Below are 18216 nucleotides of genomic sequence, written 5' to 3' on the forward strand. Positions count from 1 at the left end.
TTTTTATCTTGGTTTTCTGTATAACTGATTGAGTAAGGGAGGCTCAAAGCCTCCCAAACACTCATTATTGTGCTAATTTAGCATCGGCTTGTTTAACAAGATCAGCGGCATAATCCATAACATGGAAAATAAGGCTTTGCTCATTAGTGCCTGTAACTAAGTGTGCACCTGGACCTACTGCATACACACCCACATCTTCTGCTGCGTGTGTTTCAGAGCCTAATGGCACGAGCGCTTCTTGGTGGAAACCAGGTGCCGTGGTATCAACATCGGTTAAGTCAACACGACCAGTTACTGGCGCATAGTTGTAACCTTCTTCTGCATCAGTCTCATCACCTAAATCGCGGAAACCGCCACCATTGGTATAACCAACCGTTGTGTATGGCATGTTATCTGCGGCAAGAGATGGTTCATCGCTACCCACAGGTACCACTTTACCTAAGATTGGGTTACCACGTTTTGGGTAGCCTGCAATGGTAAATACGTGGCTGTGGTCAGCTGTAACGATGATTAACGTGTCTTCAATGCTAGTTTTATCAAGAGCAACTTGTACTGCTTTTGATAGCTCAACTGTATCGCTTAGTGCATTGTAAGCATTACCAGCGTGATGACCGTGGTCAATACGCCCTGCTTCAACTGTTAAGAAGAAACCATTGGCGTTGTTATCTAGTACATCAATTGCTTTTGCAGTCATTTCAGACAGTGACGGCTCACCCGCTACATCGTTTGCACGGTCTGCTTCGTATTGCATGTGTGATTCATTGAATAAACCAAAAACACGCTCAGTCGTATCTGCATTAATTGCATCAAAACCAGCTTGGTCCATTACATACTGACCCGCAGGGTATTTGGCTTTCCACTCAGCTGTTAGGTCGCGACCATCCGTACGGTCACCTTCTACAGCGCTCATCGCATCAGCTGAGTTATAAGCCGCATCTTTTGGTAAGAAATGACGACGACCGCCGCCCATCACAACTTCTAAACCATCAACATCAAGGCCTTCGTAGCGAGCTTCAAGGTTTGCTTCAAAGTTAACTAATTGCGATGCAATATCTTCACAACCAGCGGTAACTGCTGCCTCTGGCATATCAGATACATCTTCCCAGTTACGGTCAGCCGATTTGGCATAGGTTGCAGCTGGCGTTGCGTGTGTGATTCGAGCTGTCGAAATAATACCTGTCGACTTACCAGCAATCTCAGCAAGCTCAGTGGCTGTTACTAGTTCATTACCTGCAACCGTTGCACAGTTACCACGTTCGATATCTTCATCAACACCAATAACGCCAGCATCCGTTTTTACACCCGATGCCATTGCCGTCATCGTACCCGCTGAATCAGGTGTTTGCGCATCAACGTTATAGGTTTTAGCAAACCCTGAGAATGGGAGTGTTTCAAAGCTAAGTTGGTGCTCTTCACCCAACTTACCTTCTAGCTGACCTGCCATAATACGCGCAGCTGTGACAGTCGAAATACCCATGCCATCACCAACAAACAGAATCACGTTTTTCGCTTTACCTGACTCTTTTACAACAGCTGCAATGTTTTCTTCGCTAGTAGCGACTTTAACTTGTGCTGATTTGAACCACGCATTATCAGTCAACGGCGCTAATTGCGATGCTGTTAACGACGTTGCTGGTGCATTACATGCAACGGTTGTATCCGTTACTTCTGCTGAGTCTAGCTCACCGTTATCATTGCTATCTGCACCTGTTAGCGTTTCTGTACCACCGTTTACGCACTGCTCAGAACCTACAGCTAACGTGTTTTCTACGGTTAATGTTTTTGGAGAGTTGTCATCGTCATCCGAACAACCCGCTAATGCCACTACTACAGCAAGAGAAATTAAATTTAGTTTTTTCATCGTCGTCGCCATTATTCTTCAATTAGTTCTAGAGCTTGGTTAATGATGTGGAAAATTACGTTTTGCTCCACAACGCCTTGTGCTAGTTGCGCACCTGGACCTTTTGCATGAAGCGAAATATCTTCGCCCGCATGAGTCTCAGAACTTAATGGCACAGTCGTTTCTTGGTGATAGCCAGGTGCAGTCGTATCAACACCGGTTAAATCAACACGACCTGCAACAGCAGCATCGTTATAAGACACCTCTGCATCTGTTTCATCGCCTAAATCACGGAAACCTAAGCCATTTGCATAGCCAACGGTGGTGTAAGGCATACCATCTGCCGCAAGGCTTGGCTCTTCGCTACCAATGGCAACCACTTGACCTAAGATTGGATTACCGCGTTTCGGATAACCCGCGATAGTAAATACGTGGCTGTGGTCGGCAGTAACAAGAATAAGTGTTTCTTCAGGATTGGTATTCTCTACTGCTGTTTGCACTGCTTTGGCAAATTCAACGGTATCGTTTAACGCGTTATAAGCATTACCCGCATGGTGACCATGGTCGATACGGCCTGATTCAACGGTTAAGAAAAAGCCTTTTTCGTTACTCTTTAAGATATCAATTGCTTTACCTGTCATTTCAGACAGTGACGGCTCACCCGCTACATCGTTAGCGCGGTCAGCTTCGTATTGCATGTGTGATTCATTAAACAGTGCAAATACACGTTTAGTATCGGCATTAAGCGTATCGAAACCCGCTTGATCCATGACGTACTTGCCATCAGGGTACATTTCTTGCCATTCCGCAGTTAGGTCACGCTCATCCGTACGGTCACCTTCTACTTCGCTGACTGCATCAGCTGAGTTGAACGTTGCGTCTTTTGGTAAGAAGTGACGACGACCACCGCCCATCACAACTTCAAGACCATCGACGTCAGTACCTACAAAGCGTGCTTCTAGGTTCTTCTCGAAATGAACAAGTTGTGAGGCAATGTCTTCACAACCCGCTTGAACAGCATCAGCTGGCATGTCTGATACGTCTTCCCAGTTACGGTCAGCTGATTTTGCATAGGTCGCAGCTGGTGTTGCGTGAGTAATACGCGCTGTTGAGATAATACCTGTTGCTAGACCTTTGATTTCTGCTAGTTCTGTAGCGGTAATTAACTCGTTACCAGCAACGGTTGCACACTTGCCACGCTCGATGTTTTCGTTAACACCAATTACACCTACATCGGTTTTAACGCCTGAAATAATTGCTGTCATTGTGCCTGCAGAGTCAGGTGTTTGCGCATCAACGTTGTAGGTTTTGATTTGCGCAGAGTAAGGGAATTCTTCAAAGCTTAGTAAACCTTCTTCGCCCGACTTACCTTCCATTTGACCTGCCATGATACGTGACGCAGTGAGCGTTGAGATACCCATACCATCGCCAACAAATAGAATGACATTTTTAGCTTTAAACGTTTGCTCAGCCTGAGCTGCCGCTTCTTTTTTTGTTAATGTAGCTTCAGCGGCACTATACCAATCATTTTGTTTTTGACTGTCTGGTAACACACCTGCATTGGCCGTCGCTGACAATGCCAACGTTAAACCAATTGCAGTAGCAATTTTATTAATTTTCATCGTTACGTTCCGTTAGTACGTTATTTTAAGAATTTGAGTGCTAACTAAACTGCACTTGGATAATTAGCGCAGTAATACTAAGAACGCATTGTTACTAAAAAAGTGACTTTTCATGACGAAATGATGAAACAAAAACGACTTTAAATATAAGTAAGTATTTAGTTTTAGGGGGAAATAATAGGGTTAGGTGCTAGGGGTGAGTTGCGAGTTTGCGAGTTTGCGAGTTTGCGAGATTAAAGTTAAAAGAGTCTAGCTCAAGCCTAATTGTAAGAATGGTTCTAATTCGGCACTAAAGTGCCTCCTACGGTATTTTATTTCTGAGTGAAACTCCGCACTAAACGACTCTCTCGATTTAATCTGACGTCTGAAAGCTGACAGCTTTCTACAGGCATTAAAAAAGGCCGCCTAAGCGACCTTTTTATAAGCTGTGAAGCTCTATCTGTTGATATTACTCAACGATAGTTGCAACAACACCAGCACCAACTGTACGGCCACCTTCACGGATAGCGAAGCGTAAACCTTCGTCCATCGCGATTGGGCAGATTAACTCTACAGTCATCTTGATGTTGTCACCAGGCATTACCATTTCTACGCCTTCTGGTAACTGTACGTCACCTGTTACGTCAGTTGTACGGAAGTAGAACTGTGGACGGTAACCTTTGAAGAAAGGAGTGTGACGACCACCTTCATCTTTAGAAAGTACGTATACTTCTGAAGTGAATTTAGTGTGTGGCTTGATTGAACCAGGCTTACAAAGTACTTGACCACGTTCAACGTCTTCACGCTTAGTACCACGTAGTAGTGCACCGATGTTCTCACCCGCACGACCTTCGTCTAGAAGCTTACGGAACATCTCAACACCTGTACAAGTTGTCTTCGTAGTTTCTTTGATACCTACGATTTCAACTTCGTCATTCACGTTGATGATACCAGCTTCAACACGGCCAGTTACTACAGTACCACGACCTTGGATTGAGAATACGTCTTCGATAGGCATGATGAATGGCTTATCGATGTCACGCTCTGGCTCTGGGATGTATGAATCTAGCGCTTCTGCTAGTTCAATGATTTTCGCTTCCCATTGCTCTTCGCCTTCTAGTGCTTTAAGAGCAGAACCTTGGATTAGAGGTAAGTCGTCACCTGGGAAATCGTACTCAGAAAGAAGTTCACGAACTTCCATTTCTACTAGCTCAAGTAGCTCTTCGTCATCAACCATGTCACATTTGTTCATGAATACGATGATGTAAGGTACGCCAACCTGACGAGAAAGTAGGATGTGCTCACGAGTTTGTGGCATAGGACCGTCAGTCGCAGCAACTACTAGGATTGCGCCGTCCATTTGAGCAGCACCAGTGATCATGTTTTTAACATAATCGGCGTGTCCTGGACAGTCTACGTGTGCGTAGTGACGAGTTGGAGTATCGTACTCAACGTGTGAAGTTGAGATTGTGATACCACGCTCACGCTCTTCTGGAGCGTTATCGATTGATGCGAAGTCTTTAGCTTGACCACCGTATGCTTTCGCAAGTACGTTTGTGATTGCTGCTGTTAGAGTTGTTTTACCGTGGTCAACGTGGCCGATTGTACCAACGTTTACGTGCGGTTTTACGCGTTCAAACTTTTCTTTTGCCATCTTAAAAAATTCCTATAAAGAAATTAACGCCTGACCCACTATTGGGCCAGACAAGCTAAATCATATAACAGCGCGAGCTGCAATTATTGCATCTGCAACATTCTTAGCGGCTTCTGCATACTTCAAAAACTCCATAGAGTAAGATGCACGGCCTTGTGTTGCAGATCGCAGATCAGTTGCATAACCAAACATTTCAGAAAGTGGTACTTGCGCATTAATTTGCTTAAGACCACCGAATGCTTCTTCCATGCCTTCGATCATGCCGCGGCGACGGTTTAAGTCACCAACTACATCACCCATGTTTTCTTCAGGAGTGATAACTTCAACCTTCATTACTGGCTCAAGAAGAGCTGGGTTTGCTTCAAGCGCACCTTTCTTCATTGCCATTGAACCTGCAATTTTAAATGCCATCTCATTCGAGTCTACATCATGGAATGAACCATCAAATAGAGTCGCTTTAACGCCAAGTAATGGGTAGCCTGCCAGCACACCTTGAGCCATTTGCTCTTGGATGCCTTTATCTACCGCAGGGATGTATTCTTTCGGAACCGCACCACCAACAACTTCGTTAACGAACTCGTAAATTGGCGCATCATTTTCCGAAATATCCATCGGTTCAAGTTTAAGCCAGACGTGACCATATTGACCACGACCACCTGATTGACGTACGAACTTCCCTTCAACTTCAACAGCTGAACGGATAGCTTCACGGTATGCTACCTGCGGCTTACCAACGTTACATTCAACACTGAATTCACGCTTCATACGGTCGACAATGATATCAAGGTGAAGTTCACCCATACCAGAAATAATAGTCTGGCCTGATTCTTCGTCAGTTTGTACTCTGAAAGACGGATCTTCTGCCGCTAGTTTACCTAACGCGATACCCATCTTATCTTGGTCAGCGATTGTGCGAGGCTCAACCGCAACAGAGATAACTGGCTCTGGGAACTCCATACGCTCAAGCGTAATGATTGAGTTCGGATCACACAGTGTCTCACCTGTTGTTACGTCTTTAAGACCAATAGCCGCCGCGATGTCGCCTGCGTAGACTACTTTGATCTCTTCACGTGAGTTTGAATGCATCTGAACGATACGACCAAGTCGCTCACGCTTACTTTTAACTGGGTTGTATACCGCGTCACCCTGTTTAACAGTACCAGAGTAAACACGGAAGAAGGTCAAGGTGCCAACGAACGGGTCTGTCGCAATCTTAAAAGCAAGCGCGGCAAACGGTGCGTTGTCATCAGCAGGACGCTCTTCCTCAGTACCATCTTCAACGATACCTTGGATTTGTTTCACTTGTGTTGGTGCAGGCATATATTCGATAACAGCATCAAGCACAGCTTGAACACCCTTATTCTTAAATGCACTACCACACGTCATTGGAACAATTTCGTTTGCTAATGTACGCTGACGTAAAGCTGCTTTAATTTCAGCTTCAGTCAGGTCTTCACCTTCTAGATATTTATCCATTAGCTCTTCTGATGCTTCAGCAGCGCTCTCAACCATGTGAGAACGCCATTCTTCTGCAAGCTCCAGAAGCTCAGCCGGAATTGCCTCATAAGAGAAAGTCATGCCTTGATCTTCGGCATTCCAGTTAATGGCTTTCATCTTAATAAGGTCAATAACACCTTTAAAGTCGTCTTCAGCACCAATTGGTAGCTGAATTGGAACAGGAGTTGCTCCAAGACGAGATTTCACCTGGCTAACCACAGTTAAGAAGTCAGCGCCAGTGCGATCCATTTTGTTTACGAAGATCATGCGAGGAACTTCGTATTTGTTCGCTTGACGCCAAACTGTCTCAGTTTGCGGCTGTACACCAGATGAAGCACAAAGAACAACTACCGCACCATCTAGTACGCGTAAAGAACGCTCTACTTCGATAGTGAAATCTACGTGTCCTGGAGTATCAATAATATTGATACGGTGGTCGTCAAATTGAGCGTCCATCCCTTTCCAGAAACACGTTGTTGCAGCAGAAGTGATTGTGATACCACGCTCTTGTTCCTGCTCCATCCAATCCATAGTTGCAGCACCATCATGAACTTCACCGATCTTATGAGAAAGACCCGTGTAGAACAGAACACGTTCTGTTGTGGTGGTTTTACCTGCATCTACGTGAGCGCAAATACCGATATTGCGATAGCGCTCAAGTGGAGTTGTACGTGCCATATGATCCTCTTAAAGGTTAAGGGCAGATTACCAACGGTAATGAGCGAATGCTTTATTCGCTTCAGCCATACGGTGAACGTCTTCACGTTTCTTAACCGCAGTGCCTTTGTTGTCAGCAGCGTCAACGATTTCTTGAGCTAAACGTAAGCCCATAGATTTTTCGCCACGCTTACGTGCAGCGTCAACTAACCAACGCATACCTAATGCGTTGCGACGTACTGGACGTACTTCAACTGGTACTTGGTACGTTGAACCACCAACACGGCGAGATTTAACCTCTACCTGTGGGCGAACGTTATCAAGTGCAGCTTCAAAGATTTCAAGGTGCGACTTGCCTGATTTCTCAGCAGCCACGTCTAACGCACCATAAACGATTTTTTCAGCAGTAGATTTCTTGCCGTCTAACATTACTACGTTAACGAATTTAGCAAGAAGTTCCGATCCGAACTTAGGATCTGGAAGAATTTTACGTTGACCTATTACGCGTCTTCTAGGCATTTTGTATCTCCGGTATCTTCAGGTTTGCTCTTTTAGAGTCAACACCCAAAACAATTAATTTAAAAATTTAGTGCTTGGCCTTACTAACGGAGAACCATTAGCCCTTAGGGCGTTTAGCACCGTATTTAGAACGAGCTTGACGACGGTCGCTAACGCCTGCACAGTCAAGTGCACCACGTACAGTGTGGAAACGCACACCTGGTAAGTCTTTAACACGACCACCACGGATTAGGATTACACTGTGCTCTTGTAGGTTGTGGCCTTCACCACCAATGTAAGATGTTACTTCGAAACCGTTCGTTAAACGAACACGCGCTACTTTACGTAATGCAGAGTTTGGTTTCTTAGGTGTAGTTGTATATACACGAGTACATACACCACGCTTTTGCGGACACGCTTTAAGTGCAGCTGAGTTACTTTTAGTAACCTTGCTACGACGTGGCTTACGCACTAGCTGGTTAATAGTTGCCATTTAAATAGCTCCTGAAATTAAAATTACTACTGAAAAAATAAAAAAATCCGCCCTGTTTACATGCTCGTTACAAAACGTGCAGGCAAATGGGTGGCGGAATTTTAATGAGCAAAGTTTAACCTGTCAACCTTAACTCATCGTAAGGCAGCAGATTACTGCCTCACGATTTCTTAATCTATTGATTAAGCTGAGATTATTGGTTTCCAGAGATATCTGCGTTAAGTGCATCAGTTAGTGCTTGAGTTGCCTCTTCAGCGCTTACTGTTTGCTCTTCAACGATTTCACCTTGCTTGCGACGGTTCAAACGGTCTTGGTGATACGCAAAGCCTGTACCAGCTGGGATCAGACGACCCACGATTACGTTCTCTTTCAGACCACGAAGCTCATCGCTCTTACCATTTACAGCTGCTTCAGTTAGGACACGTGTAGTTTCCTGGAACGATGCTGCAGAAATGAAAGATTCTGTTGCAAGTGACGCTTTAGTGATACCCATTAATTGGATTTCAAACTTCGCTGGGATCTTGCCTTGTTTCTCAAGTTCACGGTTCGCGATATTAACGCGTGCCACTTCAACTTGTTCACCGGCTAAGAACTCAGTGTCACCGCCGTCAAGGATGATACATTTACGTAGCATCTGACGAATGATTGTCTCAATGTGCTTGTCATTGATCTTAACGCCTTGCAAGCGATAAACCTCTTGCACTTCGTTTACGATGTAGTTAGCTACATGAGTTACACCACGTAAGCGTAAGATGTCATGTGGTGATTCTGGACCATCGGCGATAACCTCACCTTTAGACACTTGCTCACCTTCGAACACGTTAAGTTGACGCCATTTAGGGATCATCTCTTCGTATGCGTCACCCTCAGCTGGAGTGATTACAAGACGCTTCTTACCTTTAGTTTCTTTACCGAAGCTGATAGTACCTGTGATTTCTGCAAGGATTGCAGGATCTTTCGGCTTACGTGCTTCGAATAAGTCAGCTACGCGAGGTAGACCACCCGTGATATCACGAGTTTTCGAACCTTCTTGCGGAATACGTGCAAGTACGTCACCTGGGTTTGCAGTTGCGCCATCTGTTACTTCAATCGTTGTGAATGAAGGTAGACGTGTTTCTTGCAGACCACGCTCATCGCTTTCGATGATTAGTTTAGGTTCTTTCGCATTCGCTTTACCTAAGTCTTTAACAACCACACGTGTTAAACCAGTTAACTCGTCTGTTTGTGCTTCGGTATTTGAGTCATCAATGTCGCTGAACGAGATTTTTGACTTGTGCTCAAGAACGATTGGGTGACTATGCGGATCCCAAGTTGCAACGATATCGTTACCTTGAACTTCTGCATTATCTTGTACAGTTAACACCGCACCGTAAGGAACTTTATAACGCTCTTTCTCACGACCAAAGCTATCAATGATAGTGATCTCTGTTGAACGAGACGTGATAACAATCTTACCGTCTGTGTTTAATACGTACTTCGCATTGTGTAACTTCAATGTACCGTTAGTTTTAACTTGTACACTGTTTTCAGCAGACGCTCGAGATGCCGCACCACCGATGTGGAAGGTACGCATCGTAAGCTGTGTACCCGGCTCACCGATTGATTGTGCCGCGATAACACCTACTGACTCACCTGGGTTGATGATGTGGCCACGCGCAAGGTCACGACCGTAACACTTAGCACATACACCAAAGTCATTATCACAAGTGATTACTGAACGAACGCGTACTTCGTCTACTGAGTGCTCTTCTAAAAGGTCACACAGTTTTTCGTCAAGCATGATGTTACGCTCAACAAGTACTTCGTTTGTACCAGGGATTAATACATCTTCAGCAACAACACGACCAAGAACACGTTCGCGAAGTGCTTCTACAACGTCACCACCTTCGATAAGCGGTTTCATTGTTAAGCCATCTTCTGTGCCACAATCGTCTTCATTGATTACTAAGTCTTGTGCAACGTCTACTAGACGACGCGTTAAGTAACCCGAGTTTGCTGTTTTAAGTGCTGTATCGGCAAGACCTTTACGCGCACCGTGCGTCGAGATGAAGTACTGTAGTACGTTTAGACCTTCACGGAAGTTCGCCGTGATTGGTGTCTCGATGATTGAACCATCTGGACGTGCCATTAGACCACGCATACCCGCTAACTGACGGATCTGAGCGGCGCTACCACGTGCACCTGAGTCTGCCATCATAAACACTGAGTTGAATGAAGATTGCTCTTCTTCTTCGCCTTTCGCGTTGATTACAGTGTCTTTTGATAAGTTCGCCATCATCTCACGTGATAAGTTTTCATTTACACGTGACCAGATATCGATAACTTTGTTGTACTTTTCACCAGCCGTTACAAGACCTGATTGGAATTGTTGGTTGATTTCAGTTACTTCAGCTTCCGCTGATTCAATGATTTCTGCTTTAACCGGTGGGATAACTAGGTCATCGATACCGATTGAAACACCTGACTTCATTGCGTAGTGGAAACCGGTGTACATTACTTGGTCAGCAAAGATAACGGTATCTTTAAGACCTAGACGACGGTAACACTCGTTTAATAAGCCAGAAATTTGTTTCTTACCTAGGGCTTGGTTGATTAACTCAAACGGCATGCCTTTAGGTAAGATTAGTGAAAGAATCGCACGACCTACTGTTGTTTCAACAATAGATACTTGCTCAACTGTTTCACCATCTTCATTGCTGATTGTCTCGCTGATACGTACTTTTACGCGTGCATGTAACTCAGCGTTACCGCCGCGGTATGCTTTTTCAGCTTCTTTAGGATCTTTAAATACAATACCTTCGCCTTTCGCATTGATGCGATCACGAGTCATGTAGTAAAGACCTAATACAACGTCCTGTGAAGGAACGATGATTGGCTCACCATTCGCTGGAGATAGGATGTTGTTAGTAGACATCATTAGAGCACGTGCTTCTAACTGTGCTTCAAGCGTTAACGGTACGTGTACCGCCATTTGGTCACCATCGAAGTCAGCGTTGTACGCCGCACAAACTAATGGGTGTAAATGGATCGCTTTACCCTCGATAAGCACAGGCTCGAACGCTTGGATACCCAAACGGTGAAGTGTTGGTGCACGGTTAAGTAATACTGGATGTTCACGAATTACTTCGTCTAATACATCCCATACTTCTGCTACTTCACGCTCAACCATCTTCTTCGCAGCTTTGATAGTCGTAGCCATGCCGCGACGCTCTAGTTTGCCGTAGATAAATGGTTTAAATAGCTCAAGTGCCATCTTCTTAGGAAGACCACACTGGTGTAGTTTAAGCGTAGGACCTACTGTGATTACAGAACGGCCTGAGTAATCTACACGTTTACCAAGTAAGTTCTGACGGAAACGACCTTGCTTACCTTTGATCATATCAGCAAGCGATTTAAGAGGACGTTTGTTAGAACCTGTGATCGCACGACCGCGACGACCGTTATCAAGTAGCGCATCTACCGCTTCTTGTAACATACGTTTTTCGTTGCGTACGATAATGTCTGGTGCTGCTAGATCTAATAGACGCTTAAGACGGTTATTACGGTTAATAACACGACGGTAAAGGTCATTCAGATCAGAAGTCGCAAAACGACCACCGTCTAGCGGTACTAATGGACGTAGATCAGGTGGAAGTACTGGAAGTACAGTCATGATCATCCACTCAGGGTTGTTACCTGATTGGTGGAAAGATTCCATTAATTTAAGACGTTTAGTGATCTTCTTACGCTTAGTTTCAGAGTTAATTGTTGGTAACTCTTCACGCATTTCAGCAATTAATTGGCCAAGATCAAGTTCACGAAGCAAGTCTAAAACTGCTTCCGCACCCATCTTCGCTTCAAACTCATCACCGTGCTCTTCTAGTGCATCTAGGTACTCTTCTTCACCTAAAAGCTGACCACGCTCAAGCGTTGTCATACCAGGCTCAGTTACAACGAATGATTCGAAGTAAAGTACGCGCTCGATGTCACGAAGTGTCATGTCTAGCATTAAGCCGATACGTGACGGTAATGATTTTAAGAACCAAATGTGCGCAACTGGGCTAGCAAGCTCAATGTGACCCATACGGTCACGACGCACTTTAGTAAGCGTTACTTCAACGCCACACTTTTCACAAATAACACCACGGTGCTTAAGGCGCTTATATTTACCACATAAACACTCATAATCTTTCACTGGGCCGAAGATACGGGCACAGAATAAGCCGTCGCGCTCAGGCTTGAAAGTACGGTAGTTGATTGTCTCAGGTTTCTTTACTTCACCGTATGACCATGAACGAACCATATCTGGCGAAGCAAGACCAATGCGAATTGCATCGAATTCTTCGGTCTTATTTTGTTGCTTCAGAAACTTAAGTAAGTCTTTCACCTTAGCTCTCCTGTCGGAGGTTAATCTTGAGGGCGAACCAATCGCCCCTACATTCTATTCGGCCTAACAGGTGCGGCTTACGCCGCACCTAAATGGCTTAATTTTCTTCCAACTCGATGTTGATACCCAGTGAGCGGATTTCTTTCAACAATACGTTGAACGATTCTGGCATACCTGGTTCCATCTTATGGTTACCATCTACGATGTTCTTATACATCTTAGTACGACCGTTCACGTCATCCGATTTCACTGTTAGCATTTCTTGTAGAGTATATGCAGCACCGTAAGCTTCTAGTGCCCACACCTCCATCTCACCGAAACGCTGGCCACCGAACTGAGCTTTACCACCCAGCGGCTGCTGAGTAACAAGGCTGTAAGAACCAGTCGAACGTGCGTGCATCTTGTCATCAACCAAGTGGTTAAGTTTCAGCATGTACATGTAACCAACAGTTACTTGACGTTCAAACTGATCGCCAGTACGGCCATCATAAAGTGTAACTTGACCGCTTCTTGGATAACCACCAAGCTCTAGTAAGTCTTTGATTTCGCTTTCACGAGCACCATCAAAGGCAGGAGTTGCGATCGGTAAACCACCTTTCAAGTTTTCAGCTAAGCGACGAACTTCATCATCAGAGAATGAGTCGATATCGACTTTCTGACGACAATCACCTAATTCGTAAACTTTCTTAACGAAGCTACGGATTTCGTGCAGTTCACGCTGCTCTTTCATCATTTCTTCTAAGCGCTCACCCACACCACGTGCAGCAAGACCCATATGAGTTTCTAGGATCTGACCGATGTTCATACGTGATGGTACACCTAGCGGGTTCAGAACGATGTCTACCGTACGACCTTTGTCATCGTATGGCATATCTTCTACTGGTACGATAGTCGAGATAACACCTTTGTTACCGTGACGACCCGCCATCTTATCACCCGGTTGGATACGACGTTTAACAGCTAGGTATACTTTAACAATCTTAAGTACGCCTGGTGCTAAGTCATCACCTTGAGTGATCTTACGACGTTTGTTTTCAAACTTCTTATCGTATTCAGCTTTAAGCTCATCGTACTGAGCAGCTAGTTGCTCAAGCTCAGCTTGCTTGTCTTCTTCAGCAAGGCTTTGAGTAAGTAGCTTGTCAGCATTTAATGCTGCAACTGAGTCAGCGTTCAGACCAGCGTCAACAAGTAACTTACGAGCACGCTCTAATACGCCTGCTTCTAAGATACGGAACTCTTCGTTGAAGTCTTTCTTCGCTTCGCGAAGCTGCATGTCTTCAACTTCTAACGCACGCTTATCTTTTTCAACACCGTCACGGGTGAAAACTTGTACGTCGATTACAGTACCAGTTACAGAGTTTGGTACACGTAAAGAGCTGTCTTTAACGTCTGACGCTTTCTCACCGAAGATAGCACGTAGTAGCTTTTCTTCAGGTGTTAATTGCGTTTCGCCTTTCGGAGTCACTTTACCTACTAGGATATCGCCGCCTTTAACTTCAGCACCGATATAAACAACGCCTGATTCATCAAGCTTGCCTAGCGCAGATTCACCCACATTAGGGATATCTGCTGTGATCTCTTCTGGACCTAATTTAGTATCACGTGCGATACATTGTAGTTCTTGAATGTGGATAGTCGTTAGACGATCTTCTTGAACTACGCGCTCTGATAATAGGATTGAATCCTCGAAGTTATAACCGTTCCATGGCATGAATGCCACGCGAAGGTTTTGACCAAGTGCTAAGTCACCAAGGTCAGTCGAAGGACCATCTGCTAATACGTCACCACGTGTTACCGGCTCACCAACCATACAAGTTGGTTTTTGGTTAATACATGTATTTTGGTTTGAGCGTGTGTATTTAGTTAAGTTGTAAATATCGATGCCCGCCTCACCTGGGATGCGCTCTTCTTCATTTACATTAACAACGATGCGGCTCGCATCGGCATACATTACTTCACCGCCACGCTTAGCAACGATAGTTACACCAGAATCTTTTGCTAGTGTAAGCTCGATACCTGTACCTACAAGCGGTTTATCCGCGATTAGTGTTGGTACTGCTTGACGTTGCATGTTTGAACCCATCAATGCACGGTTAGCATCATCGTGTTCTAAGAACGGGATAAGTGCTGCCGCTACAGAGATCACCTGCTGTGGTGATACGTCCATATATTGTTGGTCCATTTTGCCCATAAAGGTTGATTCACCTTTGTGACGACATGGAATTAGTTCATCAACAAACTCATTGTTTTCGTCTAGGTTCGTGTTCGCCTGTGCGATTACGAACTGACCTTCTTCAATAGCTGATAGGTAATCTACTTCATCAGTTACTACACCATTTACCACTTTACGGTAAGGTGTTTCTAAGAAACCATAGTCGTTAGTACGTGCATACGTAGACAATGAGTTAATCAGACCGATGTTTGGACCCTCAGGCGTTTCGATTGGACATACACGACCATAGTGAGTTACGTGAACATCTCGAACCTCGAAGCCAGCGCGTTCACGTGTTAAACCACCCGGACCTAATGCAGAAATACGACGCTTGTGCGTTACTTCTGAAAGCGGGTTATTTTGGTCCATGAACTGTGATAACTGAGATGAACCGAAGAACTCTTTAACCGCTGCCGAAATAGGCTTAGCGTTAATAAGATCTTGTGGCATTACAGCGTCAAGGTCACCTAAGCTTAAACGCTCACGTACAGCACGTTCTACACGTACTAGACCAACGCGGAATTGGTTCTCAGCCATTTCGCCAACACTACGGATACGACGGTTGCCTAAGTGGTCGATATCATCAACATCGCCAACACCGTTACGAATAGCGATAAGCACTTTCATAACAGCTACGATGTCTTCTTTCGATAATGTGCCTGGGCCTGTATCTGAGTCATAACCTACACGGCTATTGAACTTCATACGACCAACTGTTGATAAATCGTAACGCTCATCAGAGAAGAACAAGTTATCAAATAAGGCTTCAGCCGCGTCTTTCGTCGGTGGCTCGCCTGGGCGCATCATGCGATAAATTTCTACTAATGCTTCTAAACGGTTGCTTGTTGTGTCGATACGTAATGTATCTGACATGTAGGCGCCGCTGTCCACTTCGTTGATATATAATGTATCAATCTTAGTGTGACCTGCTTTAACCAATTCAGCCATTAGCTCAAGTGATAGCTCATCATTCGCGTTTGCGATGATCTCACCCGTTGACTCGTCAACGTAGTTTCTAGCTACAACACGACCAATGATGTACTCATGTGGTACTTCTAATTGGTTAATACCTTTTTTCTCGATGTTCTTGATGTGACGCGCAGTAATACGACGACCCGCTTCAACAAGGACTTCACCGTCATCGCTCTTGATATCAAAAGCGGCAGTTTCACCACGTAAACGTGAAGGTACAAGTTCCATAAGAACTTTACCGTCAGCTACTTCAAACGCAGTAGTATCGAAGAAGATATCTAGGATTTCTTCTGTAGAGAACTCTAGTGCACGTAAGATGATAGACGCCGGTAATTTACGACGACGGTCAATACGTACATATAGGTTATCTTTTGCATCAAACTCGAAGTCTAACCATGAACCACGGTAAGGAATTACACGCGCGTTATAAAGTACTTTACCTGACGAGTGAGTTTTACCGCGGTCGTTATCAAAGAATACACCAGGGCTACGGTGTAGCTGAGAAACGATAACACGCTCTGTACCATTGATTACAAAGGTACCGGTATCAGTCATGAGCGGAATTTCGCCCATGTAAACTTCTTGCTCTTTAATGTCTTTAACTGTGCCTGGTGCTTCTTTATCCATCACCACAAGACGCAATTTTACGCGAAGTGGAGCAGAATAAGTCACACCGCGAATTTGACATTCTTTTACATCGAATACTGGCTCACCAATACGATAACTTACGTATTGAAGCTCAGAATTTCCCGAGTAGCTTTTGATCGGAAACACAGAACGGAAAGCAGCTTCCAAACCGTGATCGCCATCAGCGTCAGGGACTAAGAATTTTTTAAACGATTCTAACTGCGTTGACAGTAAGAAAGGTATATCCAAAACTTGTGGACGTTTACCAAAATCCTTACGGATACGTTTCTTTTCAGAATAAGAGTAAGCCATGGGGTTCCTCAGCTTGCTGATCTTTGACCCGACCTGTTCTAGTAAGAACAGACTTAACTGGCATCTATGCCAAGATGTACAACATTAAATTGTTGTTCTATTTTGCTCTGCCACTTTCAATACCGATTTCGATAACAACTTGAAAGTAAAGAGAAAATTAGATTTTATTTGCGCTACAGGAATGCATCGCTCTATAGCGCAAAAAGGCCGGTGATTAAATAATCACCAGCCCTTGCCTGATTTCTCAGGCAGCGAACCTAGCGTAAGCTAGATTACTTGATCTCAACTTGAGCACCAGCTTCTTCAAGCTCTTTCTTAAGTGCTTCAGCTTCTTCTTTAGATACACCTTCTTTGATAGGTGCAGGAGCTGATTCAACAAGTGCTTTAGCTTCTTTAAGGCCAAGACCAGTTGCGCCACGTACAGCTTTGATAGCTGCAACCTTGTTAGCGCCAGCGCCAGCAAGGATTACGTCGAACTCAGTCTTCTCTTCAGCAGCTTCAGCAGCTGGACCAGCAACAACAGCAGCAGCTGCAGTTACGCCGAATTTTTCTTCCATTGCTTCAACTAGAGCAACAACGTCCATTACTGACATTTCAGCAATAGCATCAAGGATTTGGTCTTTAGTTACAGACATTACAAATTTCCTAATTATTACGGACTAATTTTAGTCCAAAAAAATATTACACCGAAAGTGAACAAAAAAACAGCTTAAAATTAAGCAGCTTGCTCTTCTTTCTGTACACGTACTGCTTCAATTGTTTTACACAATTTACCTGCAGACGCTTCTTTCATAGCGCTCATTAAGCGTGCAACAGCTTCGTCGTAAGTAGGTAGAGTTGCTAGCATAGCTGCGTCTACTACGTTACCTTCAAATGCAGCCGTCTTAACTTCGAATTTCTCGTTCTTCTTCGCGAATTCTTTAAAAATACGCGCAGCAGCACCTGGGTGCTCTGAAGAGAAAGCGATTAAGCTTGGACCAACAAATGAATCAGATAGGCACTCAAAATCTGTACCTTCAACAGCACGTTTAGCTAGAGTGTTACGAACAACTTTCATCCATACACCAGCTTCACGAGCTTCTTTACGAAGGGCAGTGATAGCACCAACTGTTACACCACGAGAATCTGCAACAACTGCAGAAAGAGCACCAGTGGCTGCTTCGTTGACTTCAGCAACAATTGCTTTTTTGCCTTGAAGATTTAAAGCCATGGGTGTTACTCCTGGTTTAATGGGTTGCCGATATTGGCTTCCCGGTTCTACTCTTCCCCATCAATGATGGAGATGCTTTTTACGGCGAGAGCCAGAAGATTAGGAAAAATCTATCTGGGGATTCACACCGTCTACGTAGGTAAAAAACTTATTAAGGCCGAAACCACCTACGGTCTTGGACGGAAGCCCAATTTATCGTTTTTACCCGAAGGCATTACGAAATTATGAGCTTCAACCCGAATTCTTTACTTGTTTTGAAATTAACTTTCTCAACAAA

The 18216-nt window shown here is 44.5% G+C and carries 10 protein-coding genes; all 10 read right to left on the minus strand.

What is annotated here, in order from left to right; genetic code table 11:
- Positions 1-64 precede the first annotated feature (64 nt).
- The 10 genes from P4S60_RS14855 to rplJ all read right to left on the minus strand — a co-directional run bounded on the left by P4S60_RS14855 (position 65) and on the right by rplJ (position 17939).
- Entirely contained in the window at positions 65-1861 is a 1797-nt protein-coding gene (locus P4S60_RS14855) for an alkaline phosphatase (protein WP_063702875.1), read from the minus strand.
- 11 nt (positions 1862-1872) lie between these two features.
- Positions 1873-3462, minus strand: coding sequence for an alkaline phosphatase (locus P4S60_RS14860; RefSeq protein WP_337116454.1), 1590 nt, complete (start codon positions 3460-3462; stop codon positions 1873-1875).
- 448 nt (positions 3463-3910) lie between these two features.
- Positions 3911-5095, minus strand: a complete 1185-nt coding sequence (gene tuf, locus P4S60_RS14865; protein ID WP_063702537.1) for an elongation factor Tu — start codon at positions 5093-5095, stop codon at positions 3911-3913.
- Positions 5096-5155: 60 nt separating this feature from the next.
- Positions 5156-7270 carry an elongation factor G gene (gene fusA, locus P4S60_RS14870; RefSeq protein WP_063700721.1) on the minus strand — a complete coding sequence of 705 codons (2115 nt, stop codon included), beginning with the start codon at positions 7268-7270 and terminating at the stop codon, positions 5156-5158.
- Positions 7271-7297: 27 nt separating this feature from the next.
- Positions 7298-7768 (minus strand): 30S ribosomal protein S7, encoded by a 471-nt coding sequence (rpsG, locus tag P4S60_RS14875; RefSeq protein WP_036971557.1) that lies wholly within the window; start codon positions 7766-7768, stop codon positions 7298-7300.
- Positions 7769-7865: 97 nt separating this feature from the next.
- Positions 7866-8240 (minus strand): 30S ribosomal protein S12, encoded by a 375-nt coding sequence (gene rpsL, locus P4S60_RS14880; protein ID WP_002958885.1) that lies wholly within the window; start codon positions 8238-8240, stop codon positions 7866-7868.
- A gap of 193 nt (positions 8241-8433) precedes the next feature.
- Entirely contained in the window at positions 8434-12606 is a 4173-nt protein-coding gene (gene rpoC / locus P4S60_RS14885; RefSeq protein WP_337116455.1) for a DNA-directed RNA polymerase subunit beta', read from the minus strand.
- A gap of 97 nt (positions 12607-12703) precedes the next feature.
- A complete protein-coding gene (rpoB, locus tag P4S60_RS14890; RefSeq protein ID WP_188731649.1) occupies positions 12704-16729 on the minus strand; it encodes a DNA-directed RNA polymerase subunit beta in 4026 nt (1341 codons plus the stop codon).
- A gap of 272 nt (positions 16730-17001) precedes the next feature.
- The gene (gene rplL / locus P4S60_RS14895) at positions 17002-17364 is read right to left on the minus strand and encodes a 50S ribosomal protein L7/L12 (protein ID WP_063700727.1); all 363 of its coding nucleotides are present in this window, start codon (positions 17362-17364) and stop codon (positions 17002-17004) included.
- 80 nt (positions 17365-17444) lie between these two features.
- A complete protein-coding gene (gene rplJ / locus P4S60_RS14900) occupies positions 17445-17939 on the minus strand; it encodes a 50S ribosomal protein L10 (protein ID WP_063700728.1) in 495 nt (164 codons plus the stop codon).
- Positions 17940-18216 lie beyond the last annotated feature (277 nt).

The sequence above is a fragment of the Pseudoalteromonas sp. Hal040 genome (assembly GCF_037162425.1).
GTDB classification, from domain to species: Bacteria; Pseudomonadota; Gammaproteobacteria; order Enterobacterales; family Alteromonadaceae; genus Pseudoalteromonas; species Pseudoalteromonas gelatinilytica.